Annotated in this window: 9 protein-coding genes; 5 read left to right on the top strand and 4 right to left on the bottom strand. The window is 54.4% G+C overall.

Going from position 1 to position 17,780, the window contains the following annotated elements:
• Window positions 1–626 precede the first annotated feature (626 nt).
• Complete coding sequence (locus tag AB4876_RS17045) at window positions 627–1,763, top strand: polysaccharide export protein (RefSeq protein ID WP_368382944.1); 1,137 nt, start codon at window positions 627–629, stop codon at window positions 1,761–1,763.
• 97 nt (window positions 1,764–1,860) lie between these two features.
• The gene (locus tag AB4876_RS17040; protein WP_368382943.1) at window positions 1,861–4,116 is read left to right on the top strand and encodes a polysaccharide biosynthesis tyrosine autokinase; all 2,256 of its coding nucleotides are present in this window, start codon (window positions 1,861–1,863) and stop codon (window positions 4,114–4,116) included.
• A gap of 1,993 nt (window positions 4,117–6,109) precedes the next feature.
• On the opposite strand, the gene AB4876_RS17035 is transcribed toward AB4876_RS17040, so the two are convergent.
• Window positions 6,110–6,772: a glutathione S-transferase family protein gene (locus AB4876_RS17035; RefSeq protein WP_368382942.1), complete on the bottom strand. Its 663-nt coding sequence runs from the start codon at window positions 6,770–6,772 to the stop codon at window positions 6,110–6,112.
• Between the two features lie 211 nt (window positions 6,773–6,983).
• Between AB4876_RS17035 and AB4876_RS17030 the strand changes: the two genes are divergently transcribed.
• A complete protein-coding gene (locus AB4876_RS17030; RefSeq protein ID WP_368382941.1) occupies window positions 6,984–7,625 on the top strand; it encodes a class I SAM-dependent methyltransferase in 642 nt (213 codons plus the stop codon).
• 6 nt (window positions 7,626–7,631) lie between these two features.
• On the opposite strand, the gene AB4876_RS17025 is transcribed toward AB4876_RS17030, so the two are convergent.
• On the bottom strand, window positions 7,632–8,312 hold the full coding sequence (locus AB4876_RS17025; protein WP_368382940.1) for a 2OG-Fe(II) oxygenase: 681 nt from the start codon (window positions 8,310–8,312) through the stop codon (window positions 7,632–7,634).
• Window positions 8,313–8,520: 208 nt separating this feature from the next.
• Here AB4876_RS17025 and argA point away from each other — a divergent pair, with 208 nt between their 5' ends.
• Both argA and AB4876_RS17015 read left to right on the top strand, forming a co-directional pair.
• Complete coding sequence (gene argA, locus AB4876_RS17020; protein WP_368382939.1) at window positions 8,521–9,831, top strand: amino-acid N-acetyltransferase; 1,311 nt, start codon at window positions 8,521–8,523, stop codon at window positions 9,829–9,831.
• A gap of 1 nt (window position 9,832) precedes the next feature.
• Window positions 9,833–10,561 carry a 16S rRNA (uracil(1498)-N(3))-methyltransferase gene (locus AB4876_RS17015; protein ID WP_368382938.1) on the top strand — a complete coding sequence of 243 codons (729 nt, stop codon included), beginning with the start codon at window positions 9,833–9,835 and terminating at the stop codon, window positions 10,559–10,561.
• A gap of 1,295 nt (window positions 10,562–11,856) precedes the next feature.
• Here the strand turns inward: AB4876_RS17015 and AB4876_RS17010 are convergent.
• Together AB4876_RS17010 and AB4876_RS17005 are read right to left on the bottom strand one after the other, a co-directional pair.
• The gene (locus tag AB4876_RS17010) at window positions 11,857–12,324 is read right to left on the bottom strand and encodes a hypothetical protein (RefSeq protein ID WP_368382937.1); all 468 of its coding nucleotides are present in this window, start codon (window positions 12,322–12,324) and stop codon (window positions 11,857–11,859) included.
• Entirely contained in the window at window positions 12,321–17,750 is a 5,430-nt protein-coding gene (locus tag AB4876_RS17005; protein WP_368382936.1) for an Hpt domain-containing protein, read from the bottom strand. Before AB4876_RS17005 ends, AB4876_RS17010 begins: the two co-directional genes overlap by 4 nt.
• Between the last annotated feature and the right edge of the window lie 30 nt (window positions 17,751–17,780).

The raw sequence follows: 17,780 nt of genomic DNA, 5'->3' as shown, positions 1-17,780 counted from the left end.
GAAGCGCCATGGGTGCCGCCCCACGAGATGCTGAATCGAGTTCAGCATGCCGATACTATTTAAGTGCTCTGCTACTCCCACCAGATACCGGATCAAGTCCGGTATGACGGCATTTTTAAAGGCTCTGCCATGCCCACCCGATACCGGATCAGGTCCGGTATGACGTACTATTCAGGCCGGTATTACGTACTGTTTTAGGCCGGTATTACGTTCTAATTTAGTCGGTATGGCCTTAGGCGCCGAGGCTTATGGAGGTGCATTGTGGACATGAATGACTACAGTTTCGTGAATCTCTGCCGCAAGGTGCTGTTTGTCGCAATTTTTTGATTAATTTATCAACGTGTTCGCTTCGCTGCTGCTCTTGTGGCCTAATTTGTGCTTTTATTGCCCCACGACCAGTAAGGGCATTATGGCGCAGAAAGCGGACTGGCGCTGGCGCCTGCTATAGAAGCTGGTATCATTGGCCACTTTCTGGGCATGGGCCTTTTGGCGCTTGCACCGGCGCACCAAAATGTGGCGCGCTCGTTAGACAGCCATCGTGATATATGCGCACTGCCCGCTTTCATTTACTATACGGGTCATTCATTTGTGACCGGATTACACATACGCAGCTAGGGAAACTCTGCATGAATGTATTTAAAACCTCGCTAATTTTAGCCTGTATTGCCGCAACGTCTGCTTGTACGGTGGTACCGGGCAGTAATATGAGCCGATGGAATTCGGCCTGGTTTGACGACACCCCAGAAGAATATTCACCTGCCACTACCGAAATTGCTTACATCCCCATTAATGCCACGGTGCTTAGCCATTTAAGCAGTGCCAGCCCCGCGCTACCCCAGCCTAACGAGGCACTTAAAGAAGCATTAACTGGCTATGAGTACCGAATTGGCCCTGGCGATGTATTAACCATTACGGTGTGGGAGCACCCAGAGCTGACCATACCCTCTGGTTCATTTCGCAGCGCAGAGGAAGGCGGCAATGTGGTGAAGGCCGATGGTTCGGTGTTTTACCCCTATGCTGGCGACTTGGCGGTGTCTGGTTTAACCACTAGCGAAGTGCAGGTATTACTGCAAAATCGCTTGGGGTCAGTGATTAAACGCCCTCAGATTGATGTGCGGGTTGCTTCGTTTAAGAGCCAGAAGGCCTATCTGAGTGGCTCGGTAAAATTACCCGGCGTAGTGCCCATTACCAACAACCCCGTTACCCTGCTCGACGCCATTGAGCAGCAAGGTGGGCTGACAGATACCGCGTCTTGGGGTGAAATTACCCTGACCCGTAACGGCAGCACTCAGCAAATTTCACTACGCTCTTTATATGAAAACGGTCAGTGGTCGCAAAACCTGTTACTGCAAGACGGCGATTTAATTCATGTGCCACGCAACGATGCTGAAAAGATCTTTGTGCTCGGTGAGGTTAACCGCCCCCAAAGCGTGGCCATGTCGCGCAACGGCACGAGCCTCGCAGAGGCCTTAGCGACCGCCAACGGTATTAACGAGAACCGCGCAGATGGCCGAGGTATTTATGTGCTACGCAATACTGGCGTTAGCCGCGACGCCGCTGGCCAACCAGTTTACCGCGCCACGGTTTACCATTTAAACGCCAGCTCGGCAGTTGGTTTTATGCTGGCAGACCGCTTTCCGCTAGAAGCGCGCGATGTGGTGTATGTATCACCAGCGCCAATTACCCGCTGGAACCGCTTTTTAAGCCAGTTGCTGCCGTCTATTCTTGCTACTGACAGAATCGGAGATATAGAAGCTAGGTAAGTTTACTTTTGCCCAAGCTAGCAACAGAGAATAATTTTTGCCTGCAACTTAATGTGCAGGCAGTACACCCAGATTTTTATTTTTGGTACTCAAGTTTATGACCGCTAACACAGCCAGCAGCCCCGCCCCGCGACAAGCAGCCCAAGATGACGAAATAGATTTACTGGCCCTTTTTGCCAGCCTATGGGATCAAAAATTTCTTATTGCGGGGATAACTGCGGTGTTTATGGTGATTGGCGTTGCCTACGCTTTGCTCGCCTCGCCGGTGTATCGCGCCAATGCCATAGTGCAGGTAGAGGAAAAGTCGCCAGGCTTGCCGGGCATGAGCGATGTAACCGAAATGTTTGGTGGCGAGTCTGCGGCCATCACCGAAATTGAGCTGCTTAAAAGCCGCAAGGTGATTGGCACCGCGGTAGACAATCTCGATTTAGACATTCTAGTAGAACCTCATTATTTTCCAGTTATCGGCCGCGCCGTGGCGCGCCGTTTTGCTGGCGAAGAAGGTGAGCTGAACACCCCGCTATTGGGCTTTGGCTCTTACGCCTGGGGCGGCGAAAGCGTTAAAGTTACTCGCTTTGAGGTGCCCGCCACACTTTTCAACAAAGAACACACGCTGGTTACGGGTAGCGAAAATAGCTTCACCCTGTTATCGCCCGATGGCGATGCCTTGCTGAGCGGCGAGATTGGCAAGTTAGTAAGCGCAGAAGGTTATGAGCTTTATATTCCGAGCCTACATGCCCGTGAGGGCACCGAGTTTGCTATTACTCGCCTGCGTCGCTTGAGCGCTATTATTGGCTTGCAAGAAACCGTTGGCGCCTCAGAGCGGGGTAAAGATTCCGGCATATTGGCGCTGTCATTAGAAGACACCAACCCTGATCGCGCCGAAGAAATCTTAAATGTTATTGCCAGTACATATCTGCGCCAGAACGTAGAGCGCCAATCAGCCGAAGCGGCCAAAAGCTTGGATTTTTTGCGGGAGCAGTTGCCCAGCATTAAAAAGGATCTTGAAGAGGCCGAGCAAAAGTTTAATGCCTACCAAGTTAAGGTTGGCTCGGTAAATATCAGCGCCGAAGCCGAGGCCCTGCTTGAGCAGGTGGTCGATATTGAATCTGGTATTGCGGAATTGCAATTACAGCAAGCCGAACTCGACCGCAAATACACCCGCGACCACCCTGCCTATCAAGCTTGGCGGGAGCAAATGGCGGAGCAAGCCGCCCGCAAAACTGAGTTTAATGAGCGTATAAAAGGCCTGCCAGCAACCCAGCAAGAGTTATTGGGGCTGAAGCGCGACTTAGAAGTAGGCACCGAAATTTACACCCAAATGCTTAACAACATCCAAGAGCTGGATATTGTGCGGGCCGGCACCGTAGGCAATGTGCGTATTATTGACGATGCCGCTGTAAATATTGAAGAACCCGTTAAGCCCAAAAAAGCGCTTATTGTGGTGATTGCGACATTGCTGGGCGGCTTCTTAGCGGTAGCTTTGGTATTACTGCGCTCTGCCCTTAATCGCGGTATAGAAAGCCCAGACGATTTAGAGGCCATTGGCCTGCCGGTATATGCGTCTATTCCCCTGTCTGACGAGCAACGCAAATTAGATTTTGGCAGCCGCCGTTCAGCTCGGCAGCTGCGTAAAATGCGCAATCAGCACCCCACTGTATTGCTGGCCCAGCGCAACCCAACCGACATTACTATAGAGGCACTGCGCAGCCTGCGTACCAGCTTGCACTTTGCCATGCTGGAAGCCAGCAACAATATTATGATGATCTCTGGCCCCAGCCCCAATGTGGGTAAGTCGTTTGTGTCGGGTAACTTGGCGGCGGTTATTGCCCAGGCTGGCCAGCGCGTGCTGCTAATCGACATGGATTTGCGTAAAGGCTATATGCACAAGATGTTTGATATGGGGCCAGAAAATGGCGTATCCGATGTTTTGAGTAAACGAGTGCAGCTAAAAGACGCGATAAAGCCCACAAAAATTGGTGAGCTCTTTGTGCTGCCAAGAGGCGCGATACCGCCAAACCCATCAGAACTATTGATGAGTAAAGGCCTAACTGAATTACTAAACACCGTGAGCGGTGAGTACGACCTAGTTATTGTTGATACCCCACCGATTATGGCCGTAACCGACGCCGCAATTATTGGCCGCCAATGTGGCGTTACCATGCTAGTTGCCCGCTTTGGCCTAAACCCTGTTAAAGAGCTAGAGGTTACGAAACAACGCTTTGAGCAAAATGGCATAACCGTTAAAGGCGTAGTACTAAATGCTGTAGAACGCCGCGCCTCGGGTTATGGCTATGGTTACGGCTATGGTTACGGCTATTACCAGTACGAGTATAAATCTGATAAGAGCTAAAAGACGCTGGATGCTTGACGGGAGACGGGAGACGCTAGTGTAGGCCTCCCGTTTTTTGTTTTAGGCAGGGTCAATTCTGAATACCCTACTAAGGCCGTCATTATCAACGCCCTACCCCGTCATTCTGAGCACCCCACCTCGTCATTCTAAACTTGATTCAGAATCTGGTGCTACGAAGCTCCATGGGTGCCGCTCGGTGAGATACCGGATCTAGTCCGGTATGACGGAATGTTGAAGCCGGTTGACGCATGGGATTGTCATTCTGAACTCGTTCACGGTTGCCCCACCAGATACCGGCTCGGGGGCCGGTATGACGAAATATTGCCCCCGTCACTCTGAACGCCCTACCTCGTCATTCTGAACTTGATTCAGAATCTGGTGCTACGAAGCTCCATGGGTGCCGCCCGATGAGATACCGGATCAAGTCCGGTATGACGGAGTGTTGGGGCCGGCAGGACGTATGGGACTGTCGTTCTGAATTCATTCACGGTTACCGCTCGGGGGCCGGTATGACGAAATACTGCGCCCGTCACTCTGAACGCCCCACCCCATCATTCTGAACTTGATTCAGAATCTGGTGCTACGAAGTTCCATGGCTGCCGCCCGGTGAGATACCGGATCAAGTCCGGTATGACGGAATGTTGGGGCCGGCAGGACGCATGGGATTGTCATTCTGAACTCGTTCACGGTTGCCCCACCAGATACCGGCTCGGGGGCCGGTATGACGAAATATTGCCCCGTCATTCTGAGCACCCCACCTCGTCATTCTGAACTTGATTCAGAATCTGGTGCTACGAAGCTCCATGGGTGCCGCCCGATGAGATACCGGATCAAGTCCGGTATGACGATATTTTCAGAGCTCCCTGCGCAGTCACTCTGAGCCCCTACGCAGTCGTGTCTGAACCCCCTACGTAGTCATTCTGAACTTGATTCAGAATCTGGTGCTACGAAGCTCCATTGGTGCCGCTCGGTGAGATACCGGATCTAGTCCGGTATGACGAAATATTGCCCCCGTCACTCTGAACGCCCCACCCCGTCATTCTGAACTTGATTCAGAATCTGGTGCTACGAAGTTCCATGGCTGCCGCCCGGTGAGATACCGGATCAAGTCCGGTATGACGGAGTGTTGGGGCGGGTAGGACGCATGGGATTGTCATTCTGAACTCGTTCACGGTTGCCCCACCAGATACCGGCTCGGGGGCCGGTATGACGAAATATTGCCCTCGCCACTCTGAACGCCCCACCTCGTCATTCTGAACTTGATTCAGAATCTGGTGCTAGGAAGCTCCATGGGTGCTGCCCAGTGAGATACCGGATCAAGTCCGGTATGACGTTTTTTTAAAGTCCGGTATGACGGGATGTTGCGCCCGTCACTCTGAACGCCCCACCTCGTCATTCTGAACTTGATTCAGAATCTGGCGCTACGAAGCTCCATGGGTGCCGCTCGGTGAGATACCGGATCAAGTCCGGTATGACGGAGTGTTGGGGCCGGCAGGGAGCGTGGGATTGTCATTCTGAACTCGTTCACGGTTGCCCCACCAGATACCGGCTCGGGGGCCGGTATGACGAAATATTGCACCCGTCATTCTGAACTTGATTCAGAATCTGGTGCTAGGAAGCTCCATGGGTGCTGCCCAGTGAGATACCGGATCAAGTCCGGTATGACGGAGTGTTGGGGCCGGCAGGACGCATGGGACTGTCGTTCTGAATTCATTCACGGTTACCCCACCAGATACCGGCTCGGGGGCCGGTATGACGAAATACTGCGCCCGTCATTCTGAACGCCCCACCTCGTCATTCTGAGCACCCCACCCCGTCATTCTGAACTTGATTCAGAATCTGGTGCTACGAAGCTCCATAGGTGCCGCCCGGTGAGATACCGGATCAAGTCCGGTATGACGTTTTTTAAAGCCGGGTATGACGGAATGTTGGAGCCGGTATGACGTTTTAAAAACGTCCGACATGACGGCTTTCCAGAAGAATGTAGCCTTTCCTATTTCGCCTTCACCGCTTGTAAAAACGCGGCCATGCCTTCTTGGTTGGCTTTGTCTAGTTGCTTGGAGATGTCCATTTCGGCCATGTGTTTATTCCAGTCGGCTAGGCCTGGTATTTCGTTTATTAGGTCCCATTGGTAGATTTGTTGGGCGCAGAGGCCGCCGGTGATTAGGGCGTAGCGCACTACTATGTCGGCGATGGTGATTTCATTGCCAGCTAGGTATTTGCTGTTCGGTAGGTGGATTAGTGCGGCTAGCGCCTTGCAGCCTTTTTTTAGGGTTTCGCGAGATTCGGCTTTTATGTCGTCGCTTACTGTTTTACCGGCGAGCACTTCTGGGAATAGGCGGCGGGCGGGAAGTTCTATGTAGAGTTCGGCCACTTTCATGATTTCATTTATTTTGGCGCGCTGAAAGGCATCTGCCGGCAACAGGGGTTTTGCTGGGTAAGTCGCTTCTAGGTAATTAAGAATTACGCTGGTTTCTGTTAAGCAGCCTTGTTCGGTTTCTATACACGGCACTTTGCCCATGGGGCTTTTGTTGTTGAATGCGGGGTCCATACTGGGAAAGGTGGTGATTTCTTCAAATTCTAGGCCTTTGTGCAATATGGCGTGTTTTACCATATTGAAATAATTACTCACTGCAAATCCGTATAATTTGAGCATTACGCCACCCTCTGTTATTCAGTTATTGTGATTAGATTGTTCATGACATCAGCAACATACACCATTGCTGTGGTAATCGCAGCATTGCCAAGCTGACAAGATGGTAAGTTGCTCGGCTGGCTGATTTTGGCTAAGGTTCGCTACCGTTAAAGCGCTGCCACACCGAATTTGGCGTGATTATCAACTCCCTCAAAGCCACGCAGAGTAGACCATGAGCATTGCACCCCCCGTCGCACTCCCTGTTCCACTACCTATAGATATGAGCAGCATCAAAGGCTTTTTGGCCGAGGACGAGGCCCAGGCGCTATATGACTACGCACTGAGTGTGGCCGAGCGCGGCCCGGTGTTAGAGGTGGGAAGTTACTGCGGTAAATCGACCATTTATTTGGGCATCGCCTGCCAGCAAAAGCAGGGGGTGGTGTATGCGGTGGATCACCACATTGGCTCTGAAGAACATCAAGTTGGCGAGATGTTTCACGACCCAGAACTTTACGATGCCAGCGAGGCCCGCTTCGATACGTTTAAGGAGTTTCGCCGCAATATTCGCCGCGCTGGATTGGAAGACACCGTGGTGCCATTGGTTGCGACTTCCGAAGTTAGCGCCCGCCACTGGCAAACACCGCTGGCGATGGTATTTATCGACGGCGGCCACAGCCTCGACGCTGCGCTTTGCGACTACCGCTGCTGGGCTACCCACATAATGAAGGGTGGCATATTGGCGATTCACGATTTATTCCCCGCGCCAGAGGAAGGTGGCCAGGCGCCCTACGCTATTTACAAACTGGCTTTGGCGTCTGGGCTGTTTGAAGAGATCGCTAGGGTAAATACTTTGGGCTTGCTGCGCCGTTTATAACACTATTTATCGCGGCGGATCTATTTGCTGGCCTAGGCTGCCATTAACCCGAAACCAACCGGCAATGCTGTAACGCAGGCGACTGGCAGCGGTTACTTCGTGGGGAAAGCGATCGCTGAGAAACACCACCAAGCTGCCCATAAGCGGCGCTATTTTGGCGATGGGGGTGCTTAGCACTTCTGGATCAGAGCTCTGTTCATCGGCATACACTAGCAACTGACCGCCATCGGCCAAGGCCCAGCCGGGGTTTAAATAAAACACCGTGGACAAGACCCTATTGGTACGGCCCTTAAACGCATCGACGTGTTTTTTGTAAAACGCGCCTTCGGTATAGCGTGAGAAATGCGCTTCGTAGTCGAATAAACCCATAAACAAGCGGCGGTTTAAGCCTAGGCGCAGCTGTTCCATCCACGCCAGGTAACTGGCCTCGACTGGGTCTTGCTGGCTAAGCCAGCGAATCTCGTCTTTGCGCACAAAGGGATTGAGCTGAAATTCGTCGGCGCGGCCCACCCCCGCCGCTTGAAAGACCTCATCTTCAAAGGAGGCAATTCGCAGAAACAGTGCCTCGGCGATGCTCGGCGGCAGCGCAATGGGCAACACCACATAGCCAGTTTCGACTAAGGCATCGGCGATTTGGTCAAAAATCAGCTCGGCATCTGGCACCGCTACGAGTAATTCCGCCGTCACTGACTGCTCCCCAAAAAAAGCGCCTTTGTAGCGCCAAACATGCCACTGTGTCACCAATTAATTGCAAACCCGCGCTATTATTTTTGCGCTCTGGGCTGTGCGTCGCCGCCACTAAATTAGGCAACTGCGTGGCGAGTGCAAAAATGCCTTGTAAGCCTATGACATTACAAAGAAAATAAAGCCACCAGCCATAACACACGGCCTTGCCATGTCTGCACAAACCGATTACGTAAAATGGTTCCGCAACTCTGCGCCCTACATCAATGCCCATCGCGGCAAAACCTTTGTATTGATGTTTGGCGGCGAAGCGGTGGCGCACCCCAATTTTGCCAATATTGTGCACGACATCGCCCTGCTCAACAGTCTTGGTGTGCGCCTGATTCTGGTTCACGGCGCCCGCCCGCAAATTGAGCAGCGGGTTAAAGACGCAGGCATTGAAAGCCGCTATCACAATGATTTGCGGGTTACTGACGATATTGAGCTGCGCTGCGTTACCGACGCCGCCGGCACCTTGCGCGCCCATATTGAAGCCCTGCTGTCGATGGGGGTGGCCAACTCGCCCATGCATGGCGCGGCTATTAGGGTGTGCTCGGGCAACTATGTTACCGCCCGCCCTATTGGCGTGGTTGATGGCGTTGATTTACGGCACACCGGCATCGTCCGCAAAGTGGACGCCGCCGCGCTGCAGCAGCAATTAAATAATCAGCATATTGTGATTCTGTCGCCCATTGGCTATTCGCCCACTGGCGAGGTGTTTAACCTCACCGCCGAGGACGTGGCCGTGCACACCGCCGCTGCGCTCAAGGCCGACAAGCTGATTTTATTCACCTGTGATGCCGGTTTGCTCGACAGCGACGGCCAATTAATTCGCCAGTGCGAATACCGCGATGTCGACAGCGAGCTGCTCAAGCAGCCCGAGCTGAAGCACGACAGCATTGTGCAAGCGGTGGTCGAGGCTGGCGATATTGGCATCAATCGCTGCCATATGGTGTCGTTCCAGCAAGACGGCGCCCTGCTGCAGGAATTGTTTACCCGCGACGGCGCTGGCACTTTGGTAACCCAAGAGCATTACGAGCAGTTTATGACCGCCAATATCGACGACGTTGGCGGCCTGCTTGCGATCATCGAGCCGCTAGAGGCCAAGGGCGTGCTGTTAAAACGCTCGCGAGAATTGCTAGAAAACGAAATAAACCATTTCAAAATTTTGGTGCGCGACGGCATGGTAGTCGCCTGCGCGGCGCTCTATCCCTATCCCGAACAACGCAGCGGCGAAATTGCCTGCGTGGCCACCCATCCCGACTACCGAGGCGCCGACCGCGCCGAGCGCTTATTAGAGCTGCTCGAAAAAGAAGCCCGCCACCAAGGTTTAGACTCGGTGTTTGTGCTCACCACCCAAACTGCCCACTGGTTTCAGGAGCAGGGTTATGTAGAGTCTAAAATTGACGACCTGCCACCCGCCAAAAAGCAGCTCTATAATTTTCAGCGCAACTCCAAAGCCTTTATTAAGGCGCTAAATTAAAATGCGAGTGCCCCGCGTTTATGTAGATCAGCCCTTGTCTGGCGGCGAGCTCAACTTAGATGAGCGCGCCGCCCACTATATTGGCCAAGTATTGCGGATGCGCGCCGGCCGCGAGTTGGTGCTATTTAATGGCGACGGTAACGCCTACGCGGCGACCATCACCGAGGCGTCCAAGCGCAGTGTTAGTTGCGAAGTCGATGGTGCCCCCCTGCAATCACAGACGGTCTCGCCGCTAAAAATTGAACTCGGCATTGGCCTATCCAAAGGCGATCGCTTTGACTGGGTTATTCAAAAAGCCACCGAACTGGGCGTTACCGCCATTACACCACTGTTTACCGAGCGGGTAGACGTTAAGCTCAGTGGCGAGCGCCTAGAGAAAAAACAGCGGCACTGGCAGCAAATTATGATCAGCGCCTGCGAGCAGTGCGGGCGCAATGATTTGGTCGCTATCAATCCTGCCCAGCCCCTCGCCCAGTGGCGCCAAGACTTAAGCGCGCCGGTAAAGCTGGTGCTGTGCCCGGCGGTAGCAGGCAGTATTGCCGCTGATCACGCCACGGATGTGGCGCTGTTAGTCGGCCCCGAAGGCGGCCTAAGCGACAGTGAAATCGCAGACTGTTTACGGCAGGGTTTCGCAGCGCTACAACTGGGACCACGAGTACTACGCACCGAAACCGCGCCCATTGCCGCCATTAGTATCTTGCAATACCGCTGGGGCGATATGGGCGCCTAGGCCATTTAAATACGTAATCTACGCCAGGCCCTTAAACCAGCGAGGCCGTCATCTGAACGCCTTATCTCGTCATCCTGAGCGCCCTACCTCGCCATTCTGAACGCCCCACCTCGTCATTCAGAACACCCTACCTCGTCATTCTGAACGCCCCACCTCGTCATTCTGAACGCCCCACCTCGTCATTCTGAACTCGATTCAGAATCTGGCACTACGAAGCTCCACTGGTGCCGCCCAGCGAGATAACGGATCAAGTCCGGTATGACGAAATGTTGGGGCGGGTATGACGTATAGGACTGTCGTTCTGAATTCATTCACGGATACCCCACCAGATACCGGCTCGGGGGCCGGTATGACGAAATATTGCGCCCGTCATTCTGAACGCCTTACCTCGTCATTCTGAACTTGATTCAGAATCTGGCACTACGAAGCTCCATGGCTCCCGCCCGATGAGATACCGGATCAAGTCCGGTATGACAGGAGAGGCCGTCATTCTGAACTTGATTCAGAATCTGGTGCTACGAAGTTCCATGGCTGCCGCCCAGCGAGATACCGAATCAAGTCCGGTATGACGGGGTATTGCAGTCCGTGCCACATGACATAAGGCCATCACTATGGACGCCCTACCTCGTCATTCTGAACGCCCTACCTCGTCATTCTGAACTCGATTCAGAATCTGGCACTACGAAGCTCCATGGCTCCCGCCCGATGAGATACCGGATCAAGTCCGGTATGACGGAGTGTTGGGGCGGGTAGGACGCATGGGATTGTCATTCTGAACTCGTTCACGGTTGCCCCACCAGATACCGGCTCGGGGGCCGGTATGACGAAATATTGCGGCCGTCATGACAGCAGAGTCCGTCACTCTGAACGCCCTACCTCGTCATTCTGAACTTGATTCAGAATCTGGCACTACGAAGCTCCACTGGTGCCGCCTAGCGAGATACCGGATCAAGTCCGGTATGACGAAATATTGCAGTCCGTGGCACACGACATAAGGCCATCACTATGGACGCCCTACCTCGTCATTCTGAACGCCCTACCTCGTCATTCTGAACTTGATTCAGAATCTGGCACTACGAAGCTCCATGGGTGCCGCCCGGTGAGATACCGGATCAAGTCCGGTATGACGGGAGAGGCCGTCATTCTGAACTTGATTCAGAATCTGGCGCTACGAAGTTCCATGGCTGCCGCCCAGCGAGATACCCGATCAAGTCCGGTATGACGTTTTTTTAAAGTCCGGTATGACGAAATATTTTGACGGGTGTGACCTATGGGACTGTGATGCTGAACTCGATTCAGAATGCCGCTAAGCCCGCGATAATTTGGCGCTCCATATAATCCCAATTGGGAATCAGCAGCGGCTGTTCCTGCACGCTGACCACGCTGTGAATCAGCGCGTGAGGTGGCGCTTCGACGGGTTCTAAATCGGCACTAATTAAACGTTCAATACGGGGCATACCACTCAGCGCCACCGCAAAAAACGGCAGTGCATCGCGGTGGCCAATTCCGTGGAGCACCGCAACATGACGAATCTCAATACCCGCTGGCAGCGCGCCATCGCGCAGGCCCTCAAAGCTAAATACCGGAATATCCTGATTTCGCCACGACAATGTGCCTAGCAAAAACGGCGAGGAAATGGCCGAGTTAAGTCGCCCGGCTATCGTTATCTCGGCCACGGTGGCATTGGGTACCAGCAGTGCGCCATCGACCAAGGGCAATACAATATTGGCCAATACTGATGATTGACTCTCTAGCCTTTTCATTCGCTCTCCACCGCCGAGGTCACATCATCGATTGCTTTTAGCAGCTGTATTTCCTGATAGGGTTTACCAAGGAAATTGTGAACGCCAAGGGCAAAGGCGCGCTGGCGGTGTTTTTGGCCGGTGCGCGAGCTAATCATAATAATCGGAATATCCTTTAAACGCGGATTGCTGCGCACCCGACTCACCACCTCAAAACCGTCCATGCGCGGCATTTCAATATCCAGCAAAATAACGTCGGGGAGGCGCTCGCTGTCTTGTAACTGATTCACCGCATCGAGGCCATCGCGGGCCAGCGCCACTTCCATATGCTGGCGAGCCAGCAGCCGCGAGGTTACTTTGCGTACCGTTACTGAGTCGTCGACCACCATCACCAAGCGCGTGTTTTCTTTCTCTATGTGCTGCGGCTGCTCAGATTTATCCGCCAGCAATTGCCGCGCGGTATCGGCGCGAATACTGGCCAACATATCTAAAATCACTACCACGCTGCCGTCGCCCAATACGGTTGCCCCAGACAAACCCGGCACCGCGGCAAACTGCGGGCCAAGGGTTTTTACCACGACCTCACGGGAGCCCAGCAGGGAATCGACCTGCACCGCAGTGCCCGGCTCGGCATTGCGAATTAACAGAACTGGGCGCGGTTCTACCTGACCTTCTAAATGCGGCGCGCGGGAGATGCCCAGCAAATGCCCCAAATAGCGCAATTTATATTCCTGGCCCGCGTACTCAAAATCTGGGCCGCCATCTTGGTAATAGACATCCAGCTCGTAGGGGCTAACCCGCACAATACCTTCGATATTATTGAGGGGCACTGCAAATATTTCGCCGCCCACACTGACCATTAAGGCGCGGTTTACCGATACCGTAAAGGGCAGGCGAATTTCAAAGCGCGAGCCCTGGCCACGGGTGGTTTGAATATCAATGGCGCCGCCCAGCTGTTTGATTTCGCTGCGCACCACATCCATACCCACCCCGCGCCCGGAGATCTGGGTAACATTGCTGGCGGTACTAAAACCGGCGTGAAAGATATATTCCAGCAGCTGGCGCTCACTGAGTTCAGCGTCGGCGTTAATCAAGCCTAAACCCTCGGCCTTGGTGCGCACCGCGTCTAAATTGATACCGGCGCCGTCGTCGCTGATTACAATCACCACGTCGCCGCCTTGGCGATCAAAGCGCATGGTAATTTCGCCGACATCGGGCTTACCGGCAGCGCGACGCTCGGCCGGCGACTCAATACCGTGGTCGACCGCGTTGCGCAGCATATGCTCAAGGGCGGGAATAATCCGCTCTAGCACCCGGCGGTCCATCTCGCCATCGGCGTTATACACTTTAAAATCGACGGGCTTGTCGAGCTCGGCGCCCAGCTGCCGCACCCCGCGGCGCAGACGCGGCACCATGCGCGCAAAGTGCACCATCTGCGAGCGCATCAAGCCCTCTTGCAGCTCGGTATTAACCCGCGATTGCTGCACCAGCAGGGTTTCCATGTCGCGGCTTTTTTCTACCAAGGTGCCGCGCAAATCGGTGAGATCCGAGGCCGACTCCAGCAGCGAGCGGGACAATTGCTGGAGCTGAGAATAACGGTCAAATTCCAGCGGGTCGAAACCGTCGGCGCCTTCGCTCTCGACCTGCTCTTGACGGAAAATAATCTGCGCCTCGGTTTCCAGATCCAAGCGTCGCACCTGCTCCTGCAGGCGCTCAACGGTGATTTCCATCTCTTCTAGTGAGAAGTGAATCTCGCTCACTTGCTCTTCAACCCGGCCACGGGCAATCGAGGTTTCACCGGCGAGATTAATCAAGCGCTCCAGCAGCGGCGAGGGCACCTTGATCATTTCTTGGGGCCCGCGCGCACCAGCGGCGGCTAAGCCATTCGCCGGCTCGTCGACAAACTCGGGGCTGCGACCGCCAGACTGAGCCGGCAATAAACCGGCAACGCGATTCAGCACTTCTTCGTCGCTGACCGGCTCGCTATCTTGCTCGCTAACGTGGCTAGCGCCCTCGGCCGCAGGGGATTCAATTTGCGGCGCAAGCTCAGCGGTAGACGCTTCTAACTCCGCAACATGGCTCACCAAGCGATCTTGGAAGTCTTGCAGGCTATTGTAAAACGCGTCGCTATTGGTGCTTCCCGCCGTTAGCGCAGTGGCAATCGCGGTTTCAAATTCGTGGCTAAGATCGCCAAGCGCCGTCATGCCCGATAGTCGCGCACCGCCCTTAAGGGTGTGCAAGTGACGCTGAATATCATCAAGCTGGCGCTGGTCTTCGCGGTTTTCGGAAAAGCGATGAATCGACTCGTCCATGCTCTCGAGCAGATCATGAGCCTCTTCCATGAAAATTTCGATAATCTCGGGATCAATATCATCTGCTGAGTAACTCGGCGCCGTGCTCGTAATAATCTCTGGCGGCGCAACGTCGGCGACGGCATTTTCCGCCGGTGGCGATGGCAGATCAAACTCGGCGTCGTGCTCTTCAAGCTCTGCAAGAGGTGGCTGCGCGCTAACGTCAAAATCGCGCATTTTGTCGATCAGAGCCGAATTTTCTAACACCGTTTGCTCACCCGCCAAACGGTTTAAATAATCCATTAGCTGATCTAGGGCGTCGTTAATCAAGACAATGAAATTGGCCGACACAGGATCTTGAGCGTGACCCAGCAGTACTTGCATCGCCTGAGCGAGCTCGGCAACAGGCTCGCAATTAATCTCTTCGGCGCGTTGGGCAAACACGCCCATCACTGGCGCGCAATCGATTAACTCTGCCGCGCTGATATTGTCGCTTGAGTTAAGCACATCACTCAGCGCCTGAATGCTGTCGCTGTTCACCGCTAAAAAGGCGTCGAGGGCGCCCGGCGCCAGCTCGCCGCGACTGTCGCGGTCAGAGGAGAACTCCGCCTCATGAATCAGCTGCACTGCCAGCGCATTAATCCGCGCCACCAGTTCTTTGGGCGTTTGTAGCTCAGTATCCGCCGCCGCGGCCAAGGCGTCGATCATGCTGCGCACCTGGCGCACCACGTCTGACATCAGCGCAATAAGGCGCGCTTCGGCGGCGACCCGCATCGAGCGCAGCTCTTTAACCAAACCTTCTAACGGTGTTATCAGCTGGGCAATTGGCCCAACCTCGGCCATCTTCGATGAGCCTTTTAAGGTGTGCAGAGCGCGCTGAATGTCGTCGCTTAAGCGCACCGGATAGCTGTCGATGGCCTCGAGATAATCTTCGAGCACCCGCAAATGGGTGTCGGCTTCGCCAACAAAAACCGCGGTTAGACCATCGTCGTCGCCGGAGCTAAGTTTCGGCGACTGGGCCTCGGTGAGCGCCGTCGCCTGCGCCATCAAATCAGCAACGCCTAGCGCACCCTTGCTGCCGGTCGTCGGCACTTCGCGGCCATCGGCAAGCCCAGCGGTCATACTCGGCAATAAATCGATCACCAAATCAATCAACTGCAAACGCGCTTCGTCAATGACAAAGCGGCCATCAACCACCTTGTTCAGCATCGCCTCTATCGACCACGCCAACTCCGCCAATTGGCTGGCGCCAACCATGCGGCCACTGCCCTTTAAGGTGTGAAAGGCGCGGCGCACCGTGGTCAGATGCGATTCGGAACTGAAGTTGGTCCACCACTGAGGCAGGGTTTCATGCAGCTGCGCCAAGACTTCGTCGGCCTCTTCCAGAAACACCTCAAGAATGTCTGGGTCGAGCTCAACAATGCTTTCGCCACTGGTGGCGGCTTCCGTTTCAAGCTCGCTGGGCGCCTCTGGCACAGCGGATATCGACTTGGCCGTCGGCCAAGGTATTACCGTTGCCGACGGTTCAATATTCTGTTCGTCGGCAACGGGGTAACCCAAGCGTGCCACGCCAGCCTGGGCACCAGCTAATAAACCCTGATCGGCGTAATGCCGCCCTTTGGCGCTGCGCTCTAAATAGTAATCTACCGCCGTTAAGGCATCTGCGAGGGCGTCGAGCATCTGCCACTCAGGCGCGGCGTCGCCAGCCAATATTTCATTGCTGATGTAGTCGGCGCAGCTTTCAACAACGCCGGCAGACTCGGCAAAATCACTTCTCGCCAAGGCCACCGCCAACTCCTGTAACCGCAACGGCACAGCGTCTAAATAATCGCGCTGCCACTGCTCGGCCACATAAACCACGATGGCATCTTGGGCCTCAAACAACACCTTGCGGCTTTCTTCCACCACCAGCTGGGTGTCATCCGCCAACTCGGGTTCAATAAGCTCCTCGTCTGGCATTGGCTCAGCAGGCTTAAGCGCCAGACGTTCGGCCAGGCGCTGCAGGGCGTTTGCTAGGGTTTGATTGCCGCCTACACTTAGGCCGGTGTCTAATACCTCGGCAACTGCGCGCAGTGAGTACAGCGGCTCGACCAAGCCCAGCACCGCTAGGGTATCGCCTAATTGTTTGCAGCGCTGGCGCACCTCAACAAGGTCGGCGGAGCCGTTAAGTAAATCGGCCAAGCTGCGCAATTCGCGCTCAACTACCGCCCGCGTCTCGCTGGCAAATACTTCACCAGAATTTAGCGCCGACTGACTGCTGGCACCTAAATCGCTGAAAATACCCTTAAGCGCATGGCGCTCCATTGCGGCACTGATATAACGCGACGACGCAGTGCTGCTCGCCACATAAAACAAAATATCTTTAAGCAGCGATTTTGACACCGCCCGCTCGCAGGCCGACGAACCCAGCTCGGCAAACATCGCCAGCTCGCCTTCTAAACGCTTTAAAAGGTTTTGCACTGCAAAGTGCATGGCGATGGAATCGTTGGCCAGCCCTTCGATTAATGCCAGCGCCGCCCGCCACAAAATTTGCTGCTCGCGCCCCGAGCAAAGCTTGGCCGAGCGGCCGCAAACCTTAGCCAGATAGACTAAATTCTGAGCGTCGTCGCCACCGCGCAAATAGCCGGCCATGGCGATTTGGTACATCTTTAAAAGTTTGGCCGCCAACTCTAAGAAGGTGGCCTCAGCCTGCACTGGGCTAAGCTCGCCAACATCAGTGTCGGCATCAAGCAGGGGATTAAAAAGCGCAGATGATGACAGCAGTGGCTGGCCCATCGCCGCGCGCAGATCATTAAAAATAATGATTAATGAAGCTGGTAATTCTCGGCGGGAATCGCTCAAGCGCTGTAAATACGCGGGTAGCTCTTCGGCGCTGGACAGCACCGCCTGCACCACATTTGCATGCGACTCGGGCATGCCGCCGTCGAGCAGTAATAATAGCGCCGCTTCCATTTCTTCCAGCAGCAGCGCCGGGCCGCTGAACTCGACCATGCGTAGACTGCCCTGCACTTGATGCAGGAGCGCCGCCGCGCGCGCGAGGGAGTCTTGATTCCCACTCAGCAGCACACTATTTAATAGCGATACACACTGGTCGAGGGATTCCGTAATTTCTCCGGCAACCCACTCCAGCGCGATATAATCTCGGCGATCAGTCATGTAATTCAACTCTGGATTTCTGTGCCCATC

The sequence above is a fragment of the Zhongshania guokunii genome (assembly GCF_040892635.1).
GTDB classification, from domain to species: domain Bacteria; phylum Pseudomonadota; class Gammaproteobacteria; order Pseudomonadales; family Spongiibacteraceae; genus Spongiibacter; species Spongiibacter guokunii.
The sequence above is the reverse complement of the archived record's forward strand: the minus strand, read 5'-3'. Positions and strand labels throughout refer to the sequence as shown.